This is a genomic window from Bacillus sp. DWP3-1, from assembly GCF_049896565.1.
In the GTDB taxonomy this organism is placed as follows: Bacteria; Bacillota; Bacilli; order Bacillales; family Bacillaceae; genus Bacillus.
The window spans coordinates 134,414-157,742 of the sequence record NZ_JAFCUN010000006.1; the positions used below are offsets into that span (position 1 = coordinate 134,414).

At 42.4% G+C, this 23,329-nt stretch carries 18 protein-coding genes; 10 read left to right on the forward strand and 8 right to left on the reverse strand.

Annotated features, from left to right (window positions below; translation table 11 throughout):
- Window positions 1-89: 89 nt before the first annotated feature.
- Window positions 90-1,073 (forward strand): Gfo/Idh/MocA family protein, encoded by a 984-nt coding sequence (locus tag ACP7A0_RS14210; RefSeq protein WP_095285598.1) that lies wholly within the window; start codon window positions 90-92, stop codon window positions 1,071-1,073.
- 42 nt (window positions 1,074-1,115) lie between these two features.
- On the opposite strand, the gene ACP7A0_RS14215 is transcribed toward ACP7A0_RS14210, so the two are convergent.
- Window positions 1,116-2,630: a methyl-accepting chemotaxis protein gene (locus tag ACP7A0_RS14215; RefSeq protein WP_095285597.1), complete on the reverse strand. Its 1,515-nt coding sequence runs from the start codon at window positions 2,628-2,630 to the stop codon at window positions 1,116-1,118.
- 319 nt (window positions 2,631-2,949) lie between these two features.
- On the opposite strand from ACP7A0_RS14215, the gene ACP7A0_RS14220 reads away from it, so the two are divergent.
- Window positions 2,950-4,287, forward strand: a complete 1,338-nt coding sequence (locus ACP7A0_RS14220; protein ID WP_034660513.1) for an amino acid permease — start codon at window positions 2,950-2,952, stop codon at window positions 4,285-4,287.
- A 31-nt stretch (window positions 4,288-4,318) separates the two neighbouring features.
- On the opposite strand, the gene ACP7A0_RS14225 is transcribed toward ACP7A0_RS14220, so the two are convergent.
- The 5 genes from ACP7A0_RS14225 to ACP7A0_RS14245 form a co-directional block, all read right to left on the reverse strand.
- On the reverse strand, window positions 4,319-5,425 hold the full coding sequence (locus ACP7A0_RS14225; RefSeq protein ID WP_426005549.1) for a DNA alkylation repair protein: 1,107 nt from the start codon (window positions 5,423-5,425) through the stop codon (window positions 4,319-4,321).
- 89 nt (window positions 5,426-5,514) lie between these two features.
- On the reverse strand, window positions 5,515-6,843 hold the full coding sequence (locus ACP7A0_RS14230) for a GntP family permease (RefSeq protein ID WP_106030698.1): 1,329 nt from the start codon (window positions 6,841-6,843) through the stop codon (window positions 5,515-5,517).
- Window positions 6,844-6,867: 24 nt separating this feature from the next.
- Window positions 6,868-8,412, reverse strand: a complete 1,545-nt coding sequence (gene gntK, locus ACP7A0_RS14235) for a gluconokinase (RefSeq protein ID WP_060597626.1) — start codon at window positions 8,410-8,412, stop codon at window positions 6,868-6,870.
- Between the two features lie 185 nt (window positions 8,413-8,597).
- On the reverse strand, window positions 8,598-9,455 hold the full coding sequence (locus ACP7A0_RS14240) for a MurR/RpiR family transcriptional regulator (RefSeq protein WP_060597627.1): 858 nt from the start codon (window positions 9,453-9,455) through the stop codon (window positions 8,598-8,600).
- 164 nt (window positions 9,456-9,619) lie between these two features.
- Window positions 9,620-9,958, reverse strand: coding sequence for a DUF3969 family protein (locus ACP7A0_RS14245; RefSeq protein ID WP_045210169.1), 339 nt, complete (start codon window positions 9,956-9,958; stop codon window positions 9,620-9,622).
- Window positions 9,959-10,504: 546 nt separating this feature from the next.
- On the opposite strand from ACP7A0_RS14245, the gene ACP7A0_RS14250 reads away from it, so the two are divergent.
- Complete coding sequence (locus ACP7A0_RS14250; protein WP_034660519.1) at window positions 10,505-12,181, forward strand: hypothetical protein; 1,677 nt, start codon at window positions 10,505-10,507, stop codon at window positions 12,179-12,181.
- Between the two features lie 15 nt (window positions 12,182-12,196).
- Here ACP7A0_RS14250 and ACP7A0_RS14255 read toward each other — a convergent pair whose 3' ends face one another.
- Entirely contained in the window at window positions 12,197-13,096 is a 900-nt protein-coding gene (locus ACP7A0_RS14255) for a LysR family transcriptional regulator (RefSeq protein ID WP_426005553.1), read from the reverse strand.
- A gap of 172 nt (window positions 13,097-13,268) precedes the next feature.
- Here ACP7A0_RS14255 and ACP7A0_RS14260 point away from each other — a divergent pair, with 172 nt between their 5' ends.
- The 7 genes from ACP7A0_RS14260 to ACP7A0_RS14290 all read left to right on the forward strand — a co-directional run bounded on the left by ACP7A0_RS14260 (window position 13,269) and on the right by ACP7A0_RS14290 (window position 22,855).
- Window positions 13,269-14,264 carry a LacI family DNA-binding transcriptional regulator gene (locus tag ACP7A0_RS14260; protein WP_187704251.1) on the forward strand — a complete coding sequence of 332 codons (996 nt, stop codon included), beginning with the start codon at window positions 13,269-13,271 and terminating at the stop codon, window positions 14,262-14,264.
- A 172-nt stretch (window positions 14,265-14,436) separates the two neighbouring features.
- Window positions 14,437-15,702, forward strand: a complete 1,266-nt coding sequence (locus ACP7A0_RS14265; RefSeq protein WP_187704252.1) for an extracellular solute-binding protein — start codon at window positions 14,437-14,439, stop codon at window positions 15,700-15,702.
- Between the two features lie 138 nt (window positions 15,703-15,840).
- Window positions 15,841-17,079 (forward strand): carbohydrate ABC transporter permease, encoded by a 1,239-nt coding sequence (locus ACP7A0_RS14270; RefSeq protein WP_003214698.1) that lies wholly within the window; start codon window positions 15,841-15,843, stop codon window positions 17,077-17,079.
- Window position 17,080: 1 nt separating this feature from the next.
- Window positions 17,081-17,923, forward strand: a complete 843-nt coding sequence (locus ACP7A0_RS14275) for a sugar ABC transporter permease (protein WP_012011808.1) — start codon at window positions 17,081-17,083, stop codon at window positions 17,921-17,923.
- 11 nt (window positions 17,924-17,934) lie between these two features.
- Window positions 17,935-19,143, forward strand: coding sequence for a glycoside hydrolase family 53 protein (locus tag ACP7A0_RS14280; protein ID WP_106071989.1), 1,209 nt, complete (start codon window positions 17,935-17,937; stop codon window positions 19,141-19,143).
- A 23-nt stretch (window positions 19,144-19,166) separates the two neighbouring features.
- The gene (locus ACP7A0_RS14285; protein ID WP_426005557.1) at window positions 19,167-21,233 is read left to right on the forward strand and encodes a beta-galactosidase; all 2,067 of its coding nucleotides are present in this window, start codon (window positions 19,167-19,169) and stop codon (window positions 21,231-21,233) included.
- A 293-nt stretch (window positions 21,234-21,526) separates the two neighbouring features.
- Window positions 21,527-22,855, forward strand: coding sequence for a CitMHS family transporter (locus ACP7A0_RS14290; RefSeq protein ID WP_034660528.1), 1,329 nt, complete (start codon window positions 21,527-21,529; stop codon window positions 22,853-22,855).
- Window positions 22,856-22,900: 45 nt separating this feature from the next.
- Here the strand turns inward: ACP7A0_RS14290 and ACP7A0_RS14295 are convergent, their stop codons facing one another.
- A complete protein-coding gene (locus ACP7A0_RS14295) occupies window positions 22,901-23,329 on the reverse strand; it encodes a DUF4064 domain-containing protein (protein ID WP_034660529.1) in 429 nt (142 codons plus the stop codon).

Here is a 23,329-nt window from a genome sequence, read left to right on the forward strand (position 1 = left end):
AGGCCTCAAGTGCACGTGTAATTCAAACATCAGTTATACTAGAGACAGCTTTACTTGATATCAAACGAGTGGAAGGGGTTTTGAGTAGAATGAACATTGCAACCATTGGAACAGGTGTGATTGTGGAAAGCTTCTTGCAAGCGATTGAACAGCTTGAAGGCGCTTCTTGTCATGCCGTCTATTCAAGAAAGGAAGCAACGGCAAAGAAGCTCGCAGACCAATTTGGTGTGAAAACAACTTATACGGACTTAACGGCTATGCTAGAAGATCCGAACATTGAAGCCGTTTATATTGCATCACCGAATCGTTTACATAGCGAGCATGCCGCAGCTGCATTGGAACACGGAAAACATGTGATTTGCGAAAAGCCTTTCACCTCTAATGTCAAAGAGCTGGAAGCCTTAATCGCACTCGCAAAGGAAAAGCAGCTTCTCTTATTTGAAGCCATTACGACCGTTCATATGCCAAACTATCATTTGATTAAAAAGCACCTTCATCAATTAGGTAAAATCAAACTGGTTCAATGCAACTATAGTCAATATTCAAGCAAATATAATCAGCTGCTAGCCGGCGAAACGCCAAATGTCTTTAACCCTGAATTCTCCGGAGGAGCGTTGATGGATATTAATATCTATAATGTCCATTTCATCATGAACCTCTTCGGATCACCAGAACAGGTCCGCTACCAGGCAAACCGTCACCCAAATGGCATCGATACATCTGGTGTTTTGACTTTCACCTACAATGATTTCATTGCGACAAGTGTCGGCAGTAAGGATACAAGCAGCATGAATTTTGCATTGATTCAAGGAGAAAAAGGCTTCATTCATGTGAAAAATGGGGCGAATGGCTGCGAGGAAGTGTTACTTCATGTGAATGATCAGGTGACCTCACTCAATGCACAAACAAATTCAAACCGCCTGTTTTATGAAACAGAAGCTTTTCAGCACATCATTGAAACAAAAAATTATGAACAGTGCTATGCATGGCTTGATGAAAGTCTCTCCGTAATGAAAGTCCTTGAAGCTGCAAGAAAAGATGCAGGTATTGTTTTCCCAGCAGATCAATTTTAATCAAAAAAACCGCCTTCTATGCGAGAGGGCGGTTTTTGATGATTAAATACTCTTTGAATAGGCCACAAGGCGCTGAGACATGTGGTTCACTTCATCGACTGAAGCATTTACTTGCTCTGTTAAAGCAGCCTGTGTTTGCGTAAGAGCTGTCATGTTCGAAATATTTTCAAGAATTTCATCAATTTGCGTTTTCATTTCCGTTAAACTAGATTCGATATTCTCCGTTGCATTGGCACTATGAAGCGCCAGCTTACGCACTTCATCTGCAACGACTGAGAATCCTCTTCCTTGCTCACCAGCTCTCGCTGCCTCGATCGCAGCATTTAAACCAAGCAGGTTCGTTTGGTTCGCTACTTCTTTGATCAAGTCAGAAATATTTTTCGTCTCATCTGCACTATTTTTTGCTAGATTGGCAGCAGATGTTGACTGCTCTTGTGCGACAGCAAGCTCTTGCGCTTGGTTTGTCACAGAGCTGATGCCTGATACCATCTCGCTGATCGAACTTGAAAGCTGTTCTACTTGTGAAGCCATTTCATTCGCTGTTTTCTCTTTGTTTTTCTCTAACGTGATGTCACGAATGGTTCCAGCCACACGAAGAGGAACACCTTTTTCATCACGAATGGTTTCACCACCTGCATGATACCAGCGATACTCGCCATTTTTGCTCTGCAATCTGTAATCAATGTCAAATGGTGTGCGTCCAGAGTGATCATTTAAATGATCTGCAAAAGCTTGGAGAGCCTTTTCTTGATCCTCAGGATGCAGGCGATCGCTCCAGCTGCTTAACACGTTCGGGAAATCCTTTTCATCCGTAAAACCAAGCGTTTTTCTGAACTGCGGGGACCACCAGAACTCGTTATTCGGATTGACTGGATCGCCGGCCTCTACGACCATGTCCCAAGGAGCTTCCACAAGCGCACGGTTGATCAAGTCATATCTCGTCACGAATGCTTGCAGCTCTTCTTCTTTCAATTTCTGATCATGAATATCAAAAAGAGCTCCCGCTACACGAAGAGGGACACCATTTCGATCACGAATGGTCGTGCCAGTTGCTTTGAACCAGCGATAATCTCCGTTTTTCAACTTCAAGCGATATTCGATATCATATGGTGTACGTCCCGAATGATCCAATAAATGCGAAGAGAATGCATTTAAGGTATATTCTTGTTCATCCGGATGGATTCGAGATGCCCAGCTGTCTAAAACATTTGGAAAATCGTGCTCATTTTGAAAGCCGATCATTTTGCGGAAATCATCCGTCCATGTGAACTCATTTTTTGGATTGACCGGATCTCCAGCGACAACGATCATATCCCATAAACCAACTTGAATTGCTTTTGTCACTAAATTCATCCGCATTTGAATATCTTCATTTACTTCCTGCATCTTTTGCAAAGCTTCATTTATTTGGGCTACTGCTTCAATCGTTTGACTTGAAGAGAATGCAGCAGTATCTATTCTTGCTGAAAGGTCTCCCTTCTCAATTCGTTCTACTAATTGACTGCTTTCATTTAAAAGGGTTCCCGACGATGAATCATTCGCTTTTCTCATAAACATCTTTCATAACTCCTTTCACTTCTTCATACATTTTTGAAATATTTTACAGTTATAAACAATTCTTTATTAGGACTTTAGTATTACAAAAGATATATCGACAAAAACTGAAAATTGTTTATGTCATAATTAAGGCAAATGTTCATTTTTTCACGAAGTTTCAGATTTTGGTGATGGATGATGGAAAGGATTTATGGAAAAAAACGGCTCATTTGAAAGAAACAACCGCCTTTTTTGTCTGAAAAATCTCTTTTTTTATATTGACACTGACGTCCCGAAAAAAGAAAATGGAACATAAGCATTTTTAAAAAAGGAGAACGTCATGAGCGCGAATCAGGAACAACAAGAATTAAAAAAGCTTTTATCACCGCGTCACATTCGCATGATTGCATTGGGCGGGGTCATTGGTACAGGAATTTTTAAAGGAAGTGCCGATACAATCGGTTTAGCAGGTCCAGGGGTCATCTTTTCCTATGTATTTGCCGGATTATTATTGCTCATCGTGATGGCAGCCTTAGCTGAAATGGCGATTGTCTATCCGGGAAATAACCTTCGCGACCTGATACAGATTGCGCTTGGTCAACGTTTTTCATTTGTCGTCGGCTGGGTTTACTGTTTCATGTGGCTCACTGTGTGTGTCATTGAGATTATCGCGGCAGGCAGTTTGCTTCAATACTGGATGCCGAACGTGCCGCTATGGTCACTATGTTTACTCTGCTCACTCTTAGTCATCGGAATTAACTTAAATAATGTAAAATACTTTGGTGAAATTGAGTTTTGGTTCGCTGGAATGAAGATTTTCGTTATTATTGTGTTTATTATTCTTGGTGCAGCCCTATTATTTGGGATCATTCCGAACGAACAAAGCACACCTGCACTCACCAACTATCAAAACTTCGTCCCGAACGGATGGGGTGCGATCTTTGCATCTTTATTAGTCGTTATCTTCTCTTACGGGGGCTCTGAATTGATCGGGCTGACCATTACAGAAACAAAGGATGCCGAGAAGGTCTTGCCTGGTGTTGTTAAAAGTATGATGTGGCGTATTATCTTATTTTACACTTTGCCGATTTTGATCATCTGCGGACTCATTCCTTGGAATCAAATTGATCCAAATAACAGCCCATTTGTTCAAGTCTTTTCAGCAGCCGGTATGCAAGGCGCCTCTCACTTCATTAATTTTGTATTAATTACAGCCGTTTTATCTGCGGCCAATTCTGGCATTTATGGAACGACGAGAATGATGCATTCTCTCTCTAAATCAGATGGCGGTCCGAAAAAGCTGGCACAGGTCAATAAAAGAGGCGTACCCATTTTGAGTTTATGGGTGACCGTTCTGTTTCTTCTCATCGGAACATTCTTTGCTTACTTATATCCAGAGCAAATTTTCAGCTATATGCTGGCTATTCCTGGTTTTGCTGTTTCACTCATTTGGATTAGCATTTGCATGGCACATCTGAAACTTCGCCCGAAATATCCACAGGAGCCGTATTTTAAGGTGTGGCTGTTTCCGTATTTGACTTTATTTGCAGGTCTTGTACTAAGTGTGAGTTTTGTGATGTTTCTATTCAGACCAGAAAACTTGCCTAGCTCGATTATCAGCATCGGTTTCTTAGTCGCAGCCATCATTGCTTCATTCTTAATGAAAAAGAAGGCTTAAACGCCAAAACCCGCCTAATGGCGGGTTTTTTTCATGAGCTGCTGGCTTCTGTTACTTCAAAATCAACCGACGCTTTTGGGATACCGTTGATGATAATCGATAAAGTATGGGTTCCCTCATAATGTTTTCTCGTCGTCATATTTTGAAAAGACTGTGACCTGACGAATTCTCTATGTAATGCTGAGCCTGTTTCAAACTCTGTAATTTTAAATACCTTCTGATTGCGGGTCCCCCGAGCTTTGACGTAGTCTATGGCATACTCTACACGCAGCTTTAGCGGCTTATCGGCCTGAAGTGTAAAATGAAAAGTCATTTTCTCACCGATCCGAATAGGGTCTTGTACTATCTTCAAATCCGTTACCTGAACGGATGGATCGTCTTCATAGCCAAACAAAGCCATGATATCTGGGTCTCCTTTTTTGAGTAAAGTACGGGATGCATGTTTGACAATCCAGTTCGTATGTTTGTTGGTTCCATACCAGTTTTGAACTGTCTGCTTCATCAGATCAGGCTGAATTGCTGAGATATCATTTAGATGGTTCGCTACACTTTTTTGCACATACCGCGCCGAGTCAGACTTCAAATTTTCCAAAATCGGCAGTGTGACCGAAGGATTTTTTTTAAGCGAAGGAACAGATAAGCCCCATGGCAGACGCGGTCTGCAGCCTTCACTAGCAAGCCTCCGTATATGCTCATTTTGATCCTGAGACCATACGAGCATTTGCGCCAGCATTTTGTCTTGATCTTGAATCAGAAATGGCCGAACGGCAAATTCAGAAGTGGAAAAAGGCGTGAAGAATTCGAGCGCCTTGATCGAGAGATCCCAATGTGCAAGGCCATATGTCTCGACATAGTCTGGAAATACGAGCGCACTAAGCCCTGAAAAATGCGGCGCTGCCTGACGCAGTACCTCAATTGCCTGCTTATAATCCTCAGGCAGACAGGCATGCATCGATTCAGTGACTCTTCTCATCCGTCCTTTTAACTCAAGCTGCTGCCAATCCTCTTGAAGCACGAGCCGCTGGAATTGCTCAGCATCAAATACAGTCGAAGCCTGTACAAGTTTCTCCGCTAATTCTTGAATAAATAATTCATGGTACACATGTTTTAATGGTTCGATCGTGTCCGCCTCCCACATCTCAATATCATTATTTTACCCCAATCTGAAGAAAGTGGTATCACAACAAGCAAAAACAGCCCAATTCCAAAGAACCAGGCTGTTGTTCGCTATATAAACATATTAATGATCATAATAAATGCAATAGCACTAACGGAAATGATCGTCTCCATAGCCGTCCATGTCAAAAACGTCTCTTTAATGGTCATACCAAAATACTCTTTGATCAGCCAGAAACCAGAGTCATTGACGTGAGATAAAATTAACGAACCCGCTCCTGTTGCTAACACAAGCAGCTCTCTGCTCACATCCGGCATAGTTGCAGCAATTGGGGCTACAATACCTGCTGCCGTCATCATAGAGACCGTCGCAGATCCTGTTGCTACACGAATCACCGCAGCAATTAGCCAGCTTAGCAAAATCGGTGAAATCGGCGAGTGTTTGGCTAAATCCGCAATATAATCACCAACGCCCGAATCAATGAGCACATTATTAAAAGCCCCGCCTGCTCCAATGACAAGCAAAATGGAAGCGATTGGTCCTAAGCACTCGTTGCTAAATGAAAGCACTCGGTCACGGCTCATTCCTTGCATAAAGCCAAGACTGAAGAAAGAATACACCGTTGCAATCAGCAGTGCTGTAATTGGATCCCCGATGTACTTGAATACCTGAAACCACATATTGTCCTCTGGTAAGATAATGTCCGCCAATGTGGCAAGAAGCATCAGAATCACCGGCACCAATATGGTAAACATCGTATTCGCAAAGCCGGGGAGCCTTCGATCTTCATTTCGTTCAGTGAATTGCTTTCTCAGCATCTCCGGAACTGGTTTATGTATCCGTTTTCCAATCCACTTACCATACAGCGGTCCAGCAATAATCGCTGTCGGCAATCCGACAATTATAGAAAAGAAAATGGTTTTCCCCACGTTGGCATGATAGATGCCAACGGCTGCCATTGCCGCTGGATGAGGCGGCACTAGTCCATGCACGACAGACAAGCCAGCAATTAATGAGAGCCCAATTGTCACGAGCGAGATGCCTGTTTCAATAGCAATTGTAAAAAGTAAAGGAATGAGAAGAACGAAACCGACCTGGAAAAAGACAGGTATCCCCACGATAAAGGCAACAAACATCATTGCCCAATGCACATTTTTCGTCCCAAACCGGCCGATTAAAGTTTGAGCTATCCGCTCTGCTCCCCCTGATTCAGCCATCATTTTCCCAAGCATTGTACCAAGCGCTAGAACAATTGCCAGCAATGATAACGTATTGCCTAATCCCGTTTTAATCGATTGAATGATTTCCTGCAAATCCATTCCAGTAGCAAAGCCCACTAGCATCGAAGTAATAATTAAACTCACAAATGGATTCAACTTAGCGATTGTAATGAGAATGAGTAAAAGGACAATCGCCGCAATCACGATGAATAAAAGCATGTTCTCCCACCTTTTCCCTGATGTTTAACGATTTTGTTTTAATTGCAGCGCACTAATGACATCAAATTCATCCTTCAGTTTATCGTAGAGACGCTCATATAAATAAAATAGCTCTATGTAAGTTTCATTGTTCTTCATATTAGGTTCATGACGGGCAGAGATTCGAATCCACTCTTGAACCTCTTCTATCTCTTCCATATGACCTAAACTATGAAGTGCGAGGACAGCCGCCCCAAGTGCTGACGCTTCATAACTTTCTGGAACAAGTACTTCTCTGCCCATCGTATCCGCTAAAATTTGCCGCCACAACGGAGATCGTGCAAATCCGCCCGAAGCTCTGACATCCTTTGCAGAACCGGTTAAATCTCTTAAGGCAACACCAATCGAGAAAACACTCATAATGACGCCTTCTAACACAGCTCTAATAAAATGCTCCCGCTTATGCTGAAGACCGATCCCAAAGAAGGTGCCTCTCGCATTTGGATTCCAATAAGGTGCACGCTCACCCGATAAAAATGGCAGAAACAGCAGTCCCTCTGAGCCTGCTGGAATCTTTTCCGCAATATCCATCATTAAATCGTAAGGGTCCACACCAAGGCGCTTTGCTACCTCCACCTCTGAAGATCCAAATTCATCCTTCAGCCATCTCAGCATGATCCCGCCATTATTGGTCGGTCCTCCCACAACCCAATGTTTATCTGTCAGCGCATAGCAGAACGTTCTTGATTGCTCATCTGTGATTGGTTTGTCTACAACCGTACGGACCGCACCGCTTGTCCCAATCGTAACAGCCACCTCTCCTTTTCCAATCGCGCCAACACCTAAATTCGCTAGAACGCCATCATTCGCACCAATCACAAATGGTGTATCTTCTTTAATGCCCATGCGCAGTGCAATCTCAGGCTGAAGTCCTCTCAGCTGATACGTCGTTGGGACAAGTTCAGACAGTTGACTGGCTTCAATTCCAGCAATACGAAGCGCCTGTTCATCCCATTGAAGCGTTTCCAAATGGAACAGACCTGTTGCTGAAGCGATTGAATAATCGACGACATACTGACCGAAGAAATGATATAGAATATATTCTTTGATAGAAATAAATTTCGCTGCCTTCTTGAAGAGATCAGGTGCCATTTCCTTGATCCAACGTATTTTTGAAAGCGGTGACATTGGATGGATCGGTGTACCTGTCCTTTTATAAATGTGGAAGCCATCCATATCTGATAAGATTCGTTTCGCTTGTTCTGCACTTCTGTTATCTGCCCAAATGATACTGTTCGTTAACGCCTTGCCATCCTCATCCATCACAATTAAGGAATGCATCGCAGTACTAATCCCGATGCCGATGAGATTTGCTACATCAAATGCTGCTGTCGTCAATGCACCTCTTACACTCGCAATGACGGCTTCTAATATCTTTTCAGGGTCCTGCTCAACCCATGCTGGCTGGGGCTGAATGAGATCATAAGGTACTGAATGCTTCGTTATTACTTTCCCCTGTGGTCCAAACAGAACCGCCTTTGTACTTGTTGTTCCAATATCCAAACCAATTACCGCCTGGTTTCCCTTCATCTGTATCACGCCCAATCATTGATTTGAAATCAGATATGAAGTTTTTGATATACCTGTTAAATCCCATTATAAAAATAATTTTTTCGACATTCAACGACCGAAAAGAAAATTATTTTCATCCAAAAGCTCACAATCGTTACCATAGCAGCATTTTTCATCATCAGAAAAATTTATTTTTGGAATCATTACACCCTTTTTTGTGATATGGTTTCTCGCATTTGCTTTAAATTTGTTATTGTTTCCTGCTGCCTTAAGTGAGCAAGTGCAAAATATAGAACGTCAATGACAGTCAGCTGAGCAAGTCTTGCAGACATCGCTTCTGTTCGAAAAGCCGTTTCTTGCGTCGCTGTATACAACGTGACATCTGCAAGCTGACTCAATGGAGAGCGCTGATAGCTTGTAATGCCGATGGTTTTGGCTCCTTTTCCCTTTGCTGTTTTCATCGCATCGAGTAAATCTTTATTACGTCCAGAATGAGATATACCGATCACTGTACTGTGCTGGTCAAGGAGACCAGCAGACATCGCTTGAAAGTGAGAATCTGTGTGAACAATACAGTTGATACCTGTCCTCATAAATTTATGAAAAGCGTCTGTTGCAATGAGTCCAGACCCACCACTCCCATAAAACTCTAAGCGTTTCGCTTCATGTATGATTTGTATGGCCTTTTCTACATCCTCTGGATTCAACAATTGAAAGCTATCCTTTAAAGCGGATATATTCGCCTGAAAAACCTTTTGCATAAAAATCGCTGTATCATCATCAAGACTCATTTCTTCATCTACATAATTAGGCTTTGTTTGGTCTATTTCCTGGGCAATAGCAATCTTCAAATCTTGAAAGCCCTCAAAGCCAAGCCTTTTACAAAGACGAAAAATCGTTGCCTCTGAGCTCGCTGTCTTTTTCGCAAGTTCTACAATAGACAAATGGATGATGTCGCGGGGCTCACTCGTAATATGTTCTGCAATTCCTTTCAGCTTTGGCGGCAATCCCCTGCTTGCTGCGCGTATTTTTTCAATACTACTTAAACTGACAGAAGCCAATTTACTTCACTCCTCCCTTATTTATGTGAGCGCATACATTTCCTCATCTTCCCATCTTATAAAAAAGAAGCCTGTTTGCACAGACTTCTCTTTTTATGAATTCATCGTTTTAATCAATAAATCAAAAAAGATTTACTCAAAATTTTATAATATACACTTTTAGCTCAACAATCTACCACATTATTTTCAACTTCATTTTCTATATTTCTTTCCAAAAATCTTAAGCATTTTACCCTTATTTCTTCTAAACTATCACTTAATTCATGTGGTATTAAACTTTCTACATCTTCAAGTTCTGTTCCCAAATGAAGTATATTTATCAGTTCTTCATTTATCCCTTTCTTTTTTAAAACATCGATTGTTCGTGGACTGAACATGAGCTTTTCCGCTTCTTCTATAGTGATTAAACCTTCTTTTAGCGATATGATTATACCAATGATATTTATAACAATAATCCTATCTAAATCTTCATGTGAAGAATATCTTAGTTCTATTTTATTCATAAATCATTTCACACTCCAACCTTTTCACATCATACACCAAACCAGATTTACTTTGAAAATAATGCACAGAAACCTTTTTTCCGTCTTTATATCCATCTTTATATACTTTTTTCCAAGTCCCTCCTTCAATCTGTTTTAACTCCGATAACAATTTTTTATTATTTACTGTAACTTTTTTAGTCTACAAAAATAGTACGGATGACAAGACCCCATACAGCATCGGCTCCTTTATAACCAATTTGTACACTTTTGTCTTTTGAAGAAGCCTCTCGATTAATATGGAATGTTACAGACGGTGAGAATAACGATACAATTAAAGTAAAAATAATTAGAAAAGGAAAATGATATATTTGAATGACATAACAAAATATTCACTATAATTTAATCATCTAGCGCAAGGACAATATCATTTAACCTACCGAAATATTAAAAGGCCCTTTTCAACTCATTTTTTCATAAAATCGAATTGGTATGATTCTTCTGAATCTTTTCCCCGTCTCACTCGTATATACTAAAAGAGTGATTGATTTGAAAGGAGATCTGTTTGTGGGATATATTTTGTTATTTTCGGTTGTGATCGGTCTTGTCTTGACCCTTTTGCTCACACCGCTCAGATTGATCGTTAGAAAGAAAGGAACAGAACAGCAGGTTCCGCTTATGTGGATTGCAGGCCTTGCTTTGCTGTTCATGGTCGGTATTTTTGTTTTCTATTACATCTCCAATTTAGATCGCAACCCTTCATCCCTATGGTTGATTGGACTTGTTGTGACAGCAGCAGGTGCCTTTTTGTCAGTTGGATTGGAGCGTAAGATCAAAGGCGTGCTGTTTCTTATTCTATTACTGCTCGGTGTTTATATGGCGACAGCTTTTCTATTCAATGCGAATGAGAAATTTGATGTCTCCAAAATGGAACAAAAAGTGGAAATCAAAGCGTTTGATGAGACGGAAACACCTGCAAGTGTACCGCCTCAATTCGCTCGGAACAAAATGAAGAAATCGTTTGGACAGGTTCCGAACACAAGCTACTATGAGCTTGGCAGCCTGCAAATCCAGAAGGTCAACGGTGAGTATGTGTACATCGCCCCAGTGGAATTCTCGGACTTCTTTAAATGGATTCGTTCGGGCAGTACGCCGGGTTACTTTACATTAAGTGCGACCGACTCATCTGCTAATCCAAAGTTTGTAAAAACAGAGATGGTTTATACGCCTTCCTCTTATTTCAACAAAGAAATTGAGCGGCATATCCGGCTTCAGTACCCTGATTTGATTTTCTACGGCAACACCCAGCTGGAAATCAATGATGATGGTAAGCCTTATTACATTCGCACGTATGGCGATTTTATCTCTGCCCGAAACGGCTTTAAAGCTTCAGGCGTAGTCGTTGTTGATGCCAAAACAGGCGCAACGAAGAAATATGCTCTAGATCAAGTACCTGCTTTTATTGATGGTGCTGTTTCACCAGAATCGGTCAGTCTGCAAAACAGTTATTTCGGAAACTATATTCACGGGTTCTGGAACAGTATGTTTGGAAAATCAGATGTGAAGCTGCCTTCAGATGAAGGAACAGAAGCCAATGTAAGTCCAGTGTTTGATTCAAAAGGAGATATGTATTACTTCACAGATTTCACAAGTCCGAAAGAGGGCGTTGATTCGATGCTTGGGTATGCCCTGACAAATGCCCGGACAGGAAAAGCGACTTACTATACCGGTAATCTTGAAGAGTCCTACATGGATTCTCAAGGTGCTCTGCAAATTATTGAAAAACGATTCATCGAGAAGAAATGGAAAGGGCGCATGCCCATTCTCTATAATTTCTATGGAGAAGCCAGCTGGCTCACACCGGTTCTCGATTCAAATGGATTCCTGCAAAACTACTTTATCGTTTCTGCAGCCAATCCTGAAATCGCTGCGTACGCTTCAACACCAAACGAAGCATTGAGAGCCTATAAGACAGCTCTTCAAAAAGGCGGCGGCACCGTCAACAGTTCATCTAAGCAGGAAAAGAAAGAAGCTACAGGAAAAGTCAAACGAGTCTATAAAGAAAAGACCGGTGATTATACAACCGTCACCTTCCTGCTAGACGATGGGAAAAGCTACACCATGTCATCTGAAAAAGAACCTCTTGTCATTTATTTAAAAGAAGGCGATCAGGTCACCATGAAATACACAGATACAGGTGAAATCTTCCTTCCAGTTGATGAAATCAAAATCAAAGGATTATAAAAAAAGACGTTTCTCCTACTGAGGAGAAACGTCTTTTCTCTCTTTCCTTAACAATTCAACGAGCAATTCTTTATTTTTATTTCCCCCTGTCATTGGTGACTCGACATAGGAGAATTTTCGTTTGAAATCCATTCCTCTCACAGAAATGACAGCCAATTCACCGCCAATGCTGCCTCGCTGGAGGACATATTTAGATAAAACGGAAAGCCCCATTCCGTGGATCACAGCTTCTTTAATCGCTTGATTGCTGCTAAATGTCACAAATGTCCGTGCTTTCAGTCCATTTGATTTCAGGACGTGCTGTAAGTATTCTCCGGTACCTGATCCCTCTTCTCTTGTGATCCATGTTTCGTTTTGCAATTGATCAATCGTGACATCCTTTTTCTTAGCAAAGGGGTGATCTAATGGCGCCACGATATAGAGCTCGTCTTCTAGAAAAGTTTCGACAGTTAGTTCTTTGTCATTGGTCTGTCCTTCGATCAAACCGATGTCGACATGGAATAAGCGGACATGTCTGGCGATCGCCTCTGTGTTATCAATGACCACCTCAATATCAACATGCGGATAGAGCTGATGAAACTCTGCCAATATTTGCGGCAGCACGTACTCTCCAATGGTGAAACTCGCCCCGATTGTCAGCTTCCCTCTTGCCAGATGATGATGCTCATAAATATCCTGCTTCGCCTGTTCATATAAACGAATGATTTGTTTTGATCGATGGTACAGCATATCCCCAGTTGGTGTAACCGTTAATTGCTTTGGCGAACGATTCAGCAGAACGGTCTGGAATTCCTGCTCCAAGTTCTTAATATGAAGACTGACACTCGGCTGAGAAATCCGCAGCTTTTGGGCTGCTTTTGTAAAGTTTTTCTCTTCCACAACTGTCACAAATGTCTTCAGTGCATCGTAATACATCGGTCCCTCTCCTATCAGAAATCTTAATCCAAAACCTTTCATATATATATCTTACTAATTCCTTCCCAGTGCGTAAAGAAGCGCTTAACTGAAAACAATTTAATAAAAATATTTACTAATTTTTTTAAAGACTCTATACTAGGAGGAGATATTTTCTATAGGAGGTGCTGATTTGGCAGCTAAAATAAAGGACATTGCTGAAAAAGCTGGATTATCCATTGCGACTGTATCTCGTGTACTAAACCAAGATCCCAACCTATCTGTCACGGATCAAACACGCGAAAAAGTATACGCCGCCGCAGAAGCTTTGTCCTATCAAAAGAAAACATTCAAACATTCATTAAAAAAAATCGCCTTTCTCTATTGGATGACCGAAAAGGAAGAGCTTGAAGATATTTATTTTAAATCCATTCGACTGGGCATTGAGGAACTGACCAATACTCGGAGTTTAAATGTCACCGCTTACAATCCATCTGATGGGCTTCATTCCATTGATCCTTCTACAGAAGGGATCATCGCCATCGGCCGATTTAAAACGTCAGAGCTTGATCAATTATATGCAATCACCCAGCATATCGTTTTTATTGATACGTCACCGGATGAAGACCGTTTTGATTCTGTAAAGCCAAACCTGAAACGAATTGTTGAAAAGATCATCGATTCTTTTATTGAAAAAGAGCACACATCTATTGGATTCATTGGCGGCACAGACCTTGATCTGAATACGAATGTACATATTCCAGATATTCGCGAAACGACTTTCCGTGAATATCTGATGGCTCACAATGTCCTTGATGAGCGATTGGTCTATGTCGGTCACCATTTCTCAGTAGATGAAGGCTATTCGCTGATGATGAAGGCGATTGATGAGCTTGGTGATGACCTGCCCACCGCTTTTTGTGTCGCTAGTGATCCTCTTGCCATCGGCTGCTTACAAGCATTAAACGAGCGCGGATTTTCTCTGCCGAACCGCGTGAGCGTCTTTAGTATCAACGATATTCATGTGTCTCAATATGTGTCACCACCGCTCACCACGTATCATATCCACACGTCTTTACTTTGTGAAACAGCTGTCGATTTACTGTTAGAAAGACTTGTGGACGGCAGAACATTACCTAAAACTGTTCTGATTGCTTCAGAACCTGTCTTTCGAAAAAGTACGATATAAACAACTAGAAGCCCCGTCCAATGTGGAGGGCTTCTTTTCTCTCTATATGAGTAAAAAATTTTACTTAATAAATTTAATGAAATATGTTTACTTTTTTTACTTAAGTTGATATTCTCACATTAAGAAAGCGTTTTCTTATTATCTGTGAAAATAGAACGAGAGGGGATTACCAATGAAAAAGGGAAAATGGGCGACATTATTAGCAGTCGTTGGTACTGCTGTGCTTCTGCTTTCAGCTTGCGGACCGGGAGATGACAATTCAAGCGGTACACAGCCGGCATCTACAGGTACAAAGACCTTGCTAGTGTGGGAGGATGTCAAAAAGTCTGATGGGCTTCAAGACGCTGTAAAAGAATTCGAAAAACAAAATGATGTGAAAATCAAAGTGGTCGAAAAAGCTTATGCCGACCAAGTTGAAGCTCTCCGTCTAGATGGTGCAGCCGGGACAGGTCCAGACGTCATCACGATGCCTCACGATCAAATTGGATCAGCTGTCACTGAGGGGCTATTACAGGAAATCAAGCCAGATCAAAAAGTGATTGACTCCTTCACAGACGAATCGATTCAATCACAAACGGTAAACGGCAAGCTGTATGGCCTTCCTAAATCCGTTGAAACGACGGTGCTTTTCTATAACAAAGATCTTGTCAAAAAGGCACCAACGACACTTGATGGCTGGTATGATCTTTCGAAAAAGCTGACAAAAGACGGGAAATACGGTTTTGTTGCGAAATGGGATGAAATTTACTATGCACAAAGTGTGTTAGGCGGATCAGGGGGCTATATTTTCAAGCAGAAAAGCGACGGCTCTTATGATGTCAATGATATTGGTCTGAACAACGATGGCGCCATCCAAGGCGGAGAATACATTCAAAAATTCTTTAGCGAAGGGCTTTTCCCGAAAGGCATCATTGGTGAACAAGGAATCAATGTCCTCAACTCCTTATTCACAGAGAAAAAGGCGGCAGCTGTCATTTCTGGTCCATGGTCATTTGGTCCATATAAAGAGGCGGGTATTGACTATGGCGTGGCCGAGCTGCCAACACTCCCTAACGGAAAACATATGAGCTCATTCTTAGGTGTAAAGAGCTACAACGTCTCCTCTTATTCTAAAAATAAAGAACTTGCTGAGAAATTTGTTGAGTTTATCACGAACGAAAAAAATTCGAAGAAGCGCTTTGAATTGACAGAGGAAATTCCACCAGTGAAAAAACTGATGAAAGATCCAATCATTACGGAAAACGCTAATGCGGATGCTGTTTCAAAACAAACGAAATATGCCACGCTGACACCGAACAATCCTGAAATGGCAGAGGTATGGAAGCCGATTGACAGCGCATTAGGGCTGATTGCAACTGGGCGTACAGATGTGAAAAAGGCATTTGATGATGCGGTCAATCAAATCGACTCTCAAATTAAAGCAAATCACTCCAAATAACCATCAAATGCGGGTAGTCTATCAAGCTGCCCGTAGTTGATCTAATTTCATATGAAGTAGGTGTTAGACTTGACGGGTAACCTTGAACTAGACCGCACACACACAGTGGAATCAAAGACACACCGGAGACGGGCGCTAATGTTCTCCTTTATACCCGGGATGGGGCAGATATACAACAAACAATACGGCAAAGGGGCACTCTTTTTCCTGTTTGGCGTCTCTTTTTTGATTGTATTTTATGATTTATTCAATATTGGCTTTTGGGGACTGTTCACACTGGGGACGATGCTGCCTCGTGACAACTCTGTTTTTCTTTTAGCAAAGGGGATTATTGCGCTGTTAACAGCTGGTTTTGGTATCGGCTTTTATGTACTCATGATGCGTGATGCTTTTATGAATGGAAAGAAACGGGATCAAGGGGTACCACTTCATTCCATCCGTGCTCAATATCATCAGCTCATCGATCAAGGCTTCCCTTACTTAATGAGCACTCCTGCTTTCTTTTTACTTCTATTTTCTGTTGTCTTTCCTATTATGTTCAGCTTTGCGCTTGCCTTTACGAACTATGATTTATACCACTCGCCTCCTGCCAATCTGATCGACTGGGTAGGAATCAAGAACTTTCAAAATATCTTTTCCATTGATATTTGGAGAGACACCTTCATTGATGTACTTGGCTGGACCGTCGTATGGACTTTGGCTGCGTCGACCCTTCAATGTGCCCTCGGCATCTTTTTAGCGGTTCTGCTCAATCAGAAGGATTTAAAGGGAAAACGGTTTTTTAGAACCATTTTGATTCTCCCTTGGGCTGTTCCGGGCTTTGTGACCATTTTGGTGTTTGCTGGACTGTTCAATGATACCTTTGGTGCCATTAACAATACACTTTTTGCATCGATAGGGATTGATCCAAAACCATGGCTGACAGATCCATTTTGGAGCAAAATTGCCCTTATTGCGATGCAGACTTGGCTTGGATTTCCTTTTGTTTTCATTATGACAACAGGCGTTTTGCAGGCGATTCCCGAGGATTTATATGAGGCTGCGACCATCGATGGAGCCAATTTTTTTCAGAAATTCCGGTCCATCACGTTACCGCTTGTTCTCTATTCCATTGCACCCATCCTTATCACACAATATACGTTTAACTTTAACAACTTTAATATTATCTACTTATTTAATGGCGGGGGACCGCCTGTTGCGGGGTCAACCGCTGGAGGAACGGACATCTTGGTTTCTTGGATTTATAAACTTACGATGCAGTCCTCTCAATATGCACTCGCTGCGGCTGTCACGATTTTACTTTCAATCTTTGTCATCGCCATTGCACTCTGGCAGTTTAAGAGAACGAATTCATTCAAAGAGGAGGACATGATGTGATATGGGATCAAAACAAAACAAGCTCATTCGCCTGAGCATTACTTATTTTATCCTTTTCATTGCCTCCATTTGTATTCTATATCCACTGCTTTGGACAATCGGTGCTTCCTTTAATCCTGGAAACAGCCTCATGAGTACAAGTATGTTTCCGAAGAATCCAACGTTCAGCCACTTTACCGAGCTCTTTTTCGGTCAGGGAGCACTTTATGCAAAATGGTATTGGAATTCAATGAAGATCAGTATTGCGACTATGCTCTTAACGTTAATTCTTGTCAGTTTTACAGGCTATGCCTTTTCCAGATTCCGTTTCAAAGGACGGAAAAATGGGCTGATGCTCTTTTTGCTGTTGCAAATGATTCCGCAATTTTCAGCGCTGATTGCGATTTTTGTTTTGGCTCAAATGCTTGGACTGATTAACAGCCACCTTGCACTAATTTTGATTTATGCAGGCGGGCAAATTCCGATGAATACGTATTTAATGAAAGGCTATCTTGATGCGATTCCGAAGGATCTCGATGAATCAGCCAGAATGGACGGCGCAGGGCATTTCCGGATTTTCATCCAAATTATTATGCCGCTTGCTAAGCCGATTTTGGCGGTTGTTGCCATCAACTCTTTTACAGGACCACTGGGTGATTTCATCATCTCCAGTGTCATTGTCCGCTCACCCGAAATGTATACGCTCCCGATCGGTCTGTACAATCTTGTGTCAGACAAAATGGGGGCCAGCTACACGACCTTTGCAGCCGGGGCTTTACTCATTGCGATTCCAGTCGCTTTATTGTTTCTTGTTTTACAAAAACAATTTGTATCCGGCCTCACACAAGGCGGGACAAAAGGATAAGGGGAGATTTGATGAAAAAATGGATGCTCGTCACGGTTGTCGTTTTCTTTTTTATGGGGTTAGGTATTTTGCCTGAAGCAAAAGCCGATACGATTTTTGTTCAGCCGATCAATGGACTGCAGGGTGATTTCGTCAAAGGAGCCGATATCTCTATGCTTGCAGAAGTAGAGAGAAGCGGGGGCAGATACTTCGACCAGAACGGAAAACAGGTGGACCCGCTCAAGCTATTAAAGGAAAAAGGCGTCAACTATGTGCGCATTAGACTGTGGAACCATCCATACGACAACCAAGGCCGTGCCTATAACGGTGGGACAAATGATTTAAACACAGCCATCGCTCTATCGAAACGTGCAAAAGCACAAAATATGAAAGTGCTGCTTGATTTTCACTACAGTGATTTCTGGACTGATCCTGGTAAACAATTCAAACCGAAAGCTTGGGCATCTCTTTCACAAAGCGATTTAGAAAAAGCGGTCGGCACTTACACAGGGGATGTACTCAAAGCGATGAGAGCACAAAATGCCCTTCCGAACATGGTTCAGGTTGGGAATGAACTGAACTCAGGCATGCTGTGGCCAAATGGAAAGAGCTGGGGTGAAGGCGGCGGGGAATTTGACCGGCTCGCCGCTTTGCTAAAGGCTGGCACAAATGCTGTCCGCTCTGTCGATTCTAACATCAAAATCATGCTTCACCTTGCACACGGAGGGGACAATGGTGCGTCCCGCTGGTGGTTTGATGAAATCACAAAACGAGGCGTCTCATTCGATACGATCGGTCTATCTTATTACCCGTATTGGGACGGTGGATTTAATGGTCTGACGTCTAATATGAATGATATTAGTGCCCGCTATCACAAAGACGTGATTGTTGTGGAAACCGCCTATGGGTTTACGACAGCAAATGGCGACAACCTAGAGAATTCATTTAATCAAGACTCTGTCAAAACAGCCGGCTACCCGGCTTCACCTCAAGGCCAGGCATCTTTTATACGAGATCTATCAGAGAACATTTCACAAGTGAAAAACAATCGCGGAAAAGGGTTCTTTTATTGGGAGCCGCTTTGGATTCCAGCGAAAGGCGCTCCGTGGTCTAGTCAATACGGGCTGGCTTATATCCAAACAACCGGTACAGTCGGAAATGCTTGGGAAAATCAAGCGATGTTTGATTTCAACGGAAAAGCACTGCCTTCTCTTGATGTATTTAAACAAATGACACCGTAATTAAAAGGATAGGACGTGACAAAATGGGAAAGCGTTACCCACTCGTTCACCCAAATGTGAAAGGCTTTTTGCATGGTGGCGATTATAATCCAGATCAATGGCTCCATATGCCGGAGATCATTGACGAAGATTTTCGATTAATGAAGCTTGCACACTGTCAAACATTCTCCATCAACATTTTCGCATGGAGTAAGCTAGAGCCAAAAGAAGGGCAGTATGATTTTGCATGGCTGGATGACATCATGGACCGCTTGGCAGCTCAGGGGGCTCACGCCATTCTCGCAACGCCAAGCGGGGCAAGACCTGCTTGGCTGTCACAAGCATATCCAGAGGTATTGCGCGTCGAAGCGAACCGTCAGCGTAATTTACATGGACTGCGCCATAATCATTGCTTCACCTCACCGGTTTATCGAGAAAAAACGAATACACTCAACCGGCTGCTGGCTGAACGCTACAAGGATCATCCGGCACTGATTATGTGGCACATTTCGAATGAGTACGGCGGCGAATGTCATTGTGATCTTTGCCAGGAAGCATTTCGGGACTATTTGAAAGACAAATACAATCATGACCTTGAAGCTTTGAATCAAGCATGGTGGACGGGTTTTTGGAGCCACACGTATAGTGACTGGTCACAAATCGAATCACCTGCACCGCACGGGGAGCACATGATTCACGGGATGAACCTAGACTGGAAGCGCTTTGTCACAGCGCAAACGATCAATTTTTATCAAAATGAAATTGAACCGCTGCGGGAATTGACGCCTCATATCCCAGTGACCACCAACTTTATGGGCGACTACCCGCATATGCGCCCATTCCTTGGGCTGGATTATCATCAATTTGCAAAAGAGGTCGACGTGATTTCATGGGATAGCTATCCAGCATGGCATAGCGGCAGGGAAACAACCTCCGAATTAGCGTCAAACGTCGCCTTCGTTCACGATTTATATCGTTCATTAAAGGACGGTCAGCCATTTCTCGTTATGGAGAGTACACCGAGCCTTGTGAACTGGCATGAAGTGAATAAGGTCAAACACAAAGGAATGGCACACCTTTCTGCCATACAGGCGATTGCCCACGGATCAGACTCCGTGCTTTACTTCCAGTGGCGCCAAGGCCGAGGTGCCTCCGAGAAATTCCATGGCGCCGTAGTCGATCATTCCGGACATGAACATACGCGGGTGTTTCAAGAAGTCGCTGATCTAGGGAAACAATTGGAGCAGCTGCAGCCCATTGCGGGCACGTCCGTACAACCAGAAGTCGCCATCATATACGATTGGGAAAACCACTGGGCCATTGATGATGCACAAGGCTTAAATAATACAAACAAACGCTATGTAGAGGCTTGTCAAACTCACTATCGAAGCTTTTGGAAAAAAGGCATCCCTGTTGACATTGTCGGCATGGAAAAGGATTTCTCATCCTATCGTGTGCTGGTTGCTCCAATGCTCTACATGATCAAACCAGGCGTCGCAGAAAAAATCGAAGCCTTTGTCAAAAAGGGCGGTATTTTTATCGCGACATATTGGAGCGGCATGGTCGACGAAAATGACCTATGTTTCCTCGGTGGTTTCCCCGGCCCTCTCCGTCATGTACTTGGCATATGGGCTGAGGAAATCAACACATTGATGCCAGATGAACATGTGTTAATAACCACAGGGAATGGACGCACCTACCATGTCGGGCAATATTGCGAATCCATTCATCCTGAAACGGCCTCTGTGTTAGGGCATTTTGAGAATGGCTGCTACGAAGGACAGCCAGCCCTTACTGTCCATCCTTTTGGAGATGGAAAAGCATACTATATGGCTTCCGAAAATGAGCAGATTTTTTATGATGTGTTCTACGAGGATCTCATCGCAGGAATGGGTATACAGCCCGTCCTATCATCTGTGATTCCAGAGGGAGTTAGTGTACAAAAACGAACAGATGGCACGCAAGACTATGTATTTATGATGAATTTTACAGAAGAGCAGCAGAACATATCACTAGATTCAGCGGAAAGCTATGAAAATATGCTGTCTGAAGAGCAGGTGCCAGACCAGCTTCAGCTTGACCCTTACGAGTACGTCATCTTGAAAAAATAATTTGAAAGAAGCGTTCATTCATTGGACGCTTCTTTTATTTTAACGATTCCAAATACCTATATAAATATATTTGCAGAAATGCCCTTGAATCGTTATATTTTATCTAAATTTTTTGACATGTTTGATACCGCGCCGTGAATGGATTCACCATCCTTTTTTACCATTGTATAGGTATGAAAGCGGTTGCCTAATACTCATATTTTTGATACCCTTTTTTTCAATGCAGATATGGGACTGCATTGTCATAAAAAGAGCAAGAAAATGTAAACGGTTTATTGTAGGGGGAGGGACTTATGTTAACGTTTGTTGGATTATTGATTATTTTAACGATTGTTGTATTGCTGATTTGGGGGAAAGCAAGTCCAATTGTTGCCATGGTCATGGTGCCTTTAATCGGGGCATTCATCGCAGGATTTGGAATCAATGACATTCAATCTTTCTTTGAAGAGGGGATTATCAAAGTACTGCCAGTGGCGACCATGTTCATCTTCGCCATTTTATTTTTTGGTATTTTACAAGATACAGGGTTCTTTGAACCTGTAATAAAAACACTGATTAAACTGACAAAGGGAAATGTTGTCACGGTTGCGATGGGAACAGCTCTAATAGGAGTCATCGCTCATTTAGACGGAGCAGGAGCGACTACATTTTTATTAACTGTACCTGCACTGCTTCCACTTTATAAAAAATTACATATGAGTCCGTACTTATTGCTGTTATTGATCGGGACAAGTGCCGGCTTAACGAATATGGTGCCGTGGGCTGGCCCCACAGGACGGGCAGCGAGTGTCCTTAATATGGACCCATCTGAACTTTGGGTGCCGCTCATTCCCATTCAGCTCATTGGGGTCGTTCTCGTATTAGGAATGGCATTTATTTTAGGAAAAAGAGAAGAAAAACGCATTCGGGTCAAAATCGCCGCAAATGAAATCGCTGCTGTTCAATTAGAAGGCGCAGATTGGGACCGAGCTATTCAATCCATTAGCGAGACAGGTGATGCCGCTTTAAAACGTTATCACTTGATTTGGGTGAATTTCATTCTGTTTGTAGCCGTTGTTGTCCTTCTTGTGCTCAACGTGATTCCGGCTAGTTATATGTTTATGATTGGTCTTTCTCTCGCACTATTAATTAACTATCCGAAAGTGGATGTACAAATGGAGAGAATCAAGGCGCATGCACCTAGTGCACTCATGATGGCTGCCGTTATTTTCTCCGCAGGTTCATTTTTAGGAATTCTCGAAGGAACGGGCATGCTAAAAGCTATTGCTGTGGACAGCATTCAGATTCTACCTGCTTTCCTGCTTCCATTTTTACATATCATTGTTGGGATGTTTGGGGTACCGCTGGATATGCTGACAAGCACAGACGCCTATTATTATGCTCTACTTCCAATTGTCGAATCGATTACATCTGAGGTTGGCGTGTCGGGCACTTCCGCTGCGTATGCCATGATGATTGGAAACATCATCGGAACCTTTGTCAGTCCACTCGCTCCAGCCGTTTGGCTTGCGATAGGTCTTGCGGGAGTCGATATGGGGAAACATATCCGCTACTCCTTCTTTTGGATGTGGGGATTCAGTATTATCCTTCTGTTCGTGGCGATGCTGATCGGTATCATTTAAAAAAGAAAGACATGCGTACAACGACGCATGTCTTTTTCTTTGTATTTATGAAGGATATTCACTCGTGTGAATGTCTGTTTTCGGCTTTCTAATAAGAGACATCAATCCAATGATAAACAATAGAACCATTGGAGCAAATGCAAGGCCGACTGTTCCAATCAAAAGAGTCACAGCAGACACCAAGAAAAGAATACCTGAAAGCACGGCACGGCGGTCTGTTTTCAAGAAAATCACACCGACAATCGATAGCACAGCCGCAATTGCGGAAACGACCATGAACTGAGTACCAAATGCATTAACCGAAGCCTGAAGCGTTTCAATCGGCAATGTTTCTCCTTCCTCTTGTAACACTTCATTGATTTGATCATAAAATGATGGACCTAAGGAGAGAATTAATGCTCCAAATCCAACACCAATGGCATTGAGGACAATACTAATAATCCCCATAATTTTTTCACCTTTCCGTCTAATCAT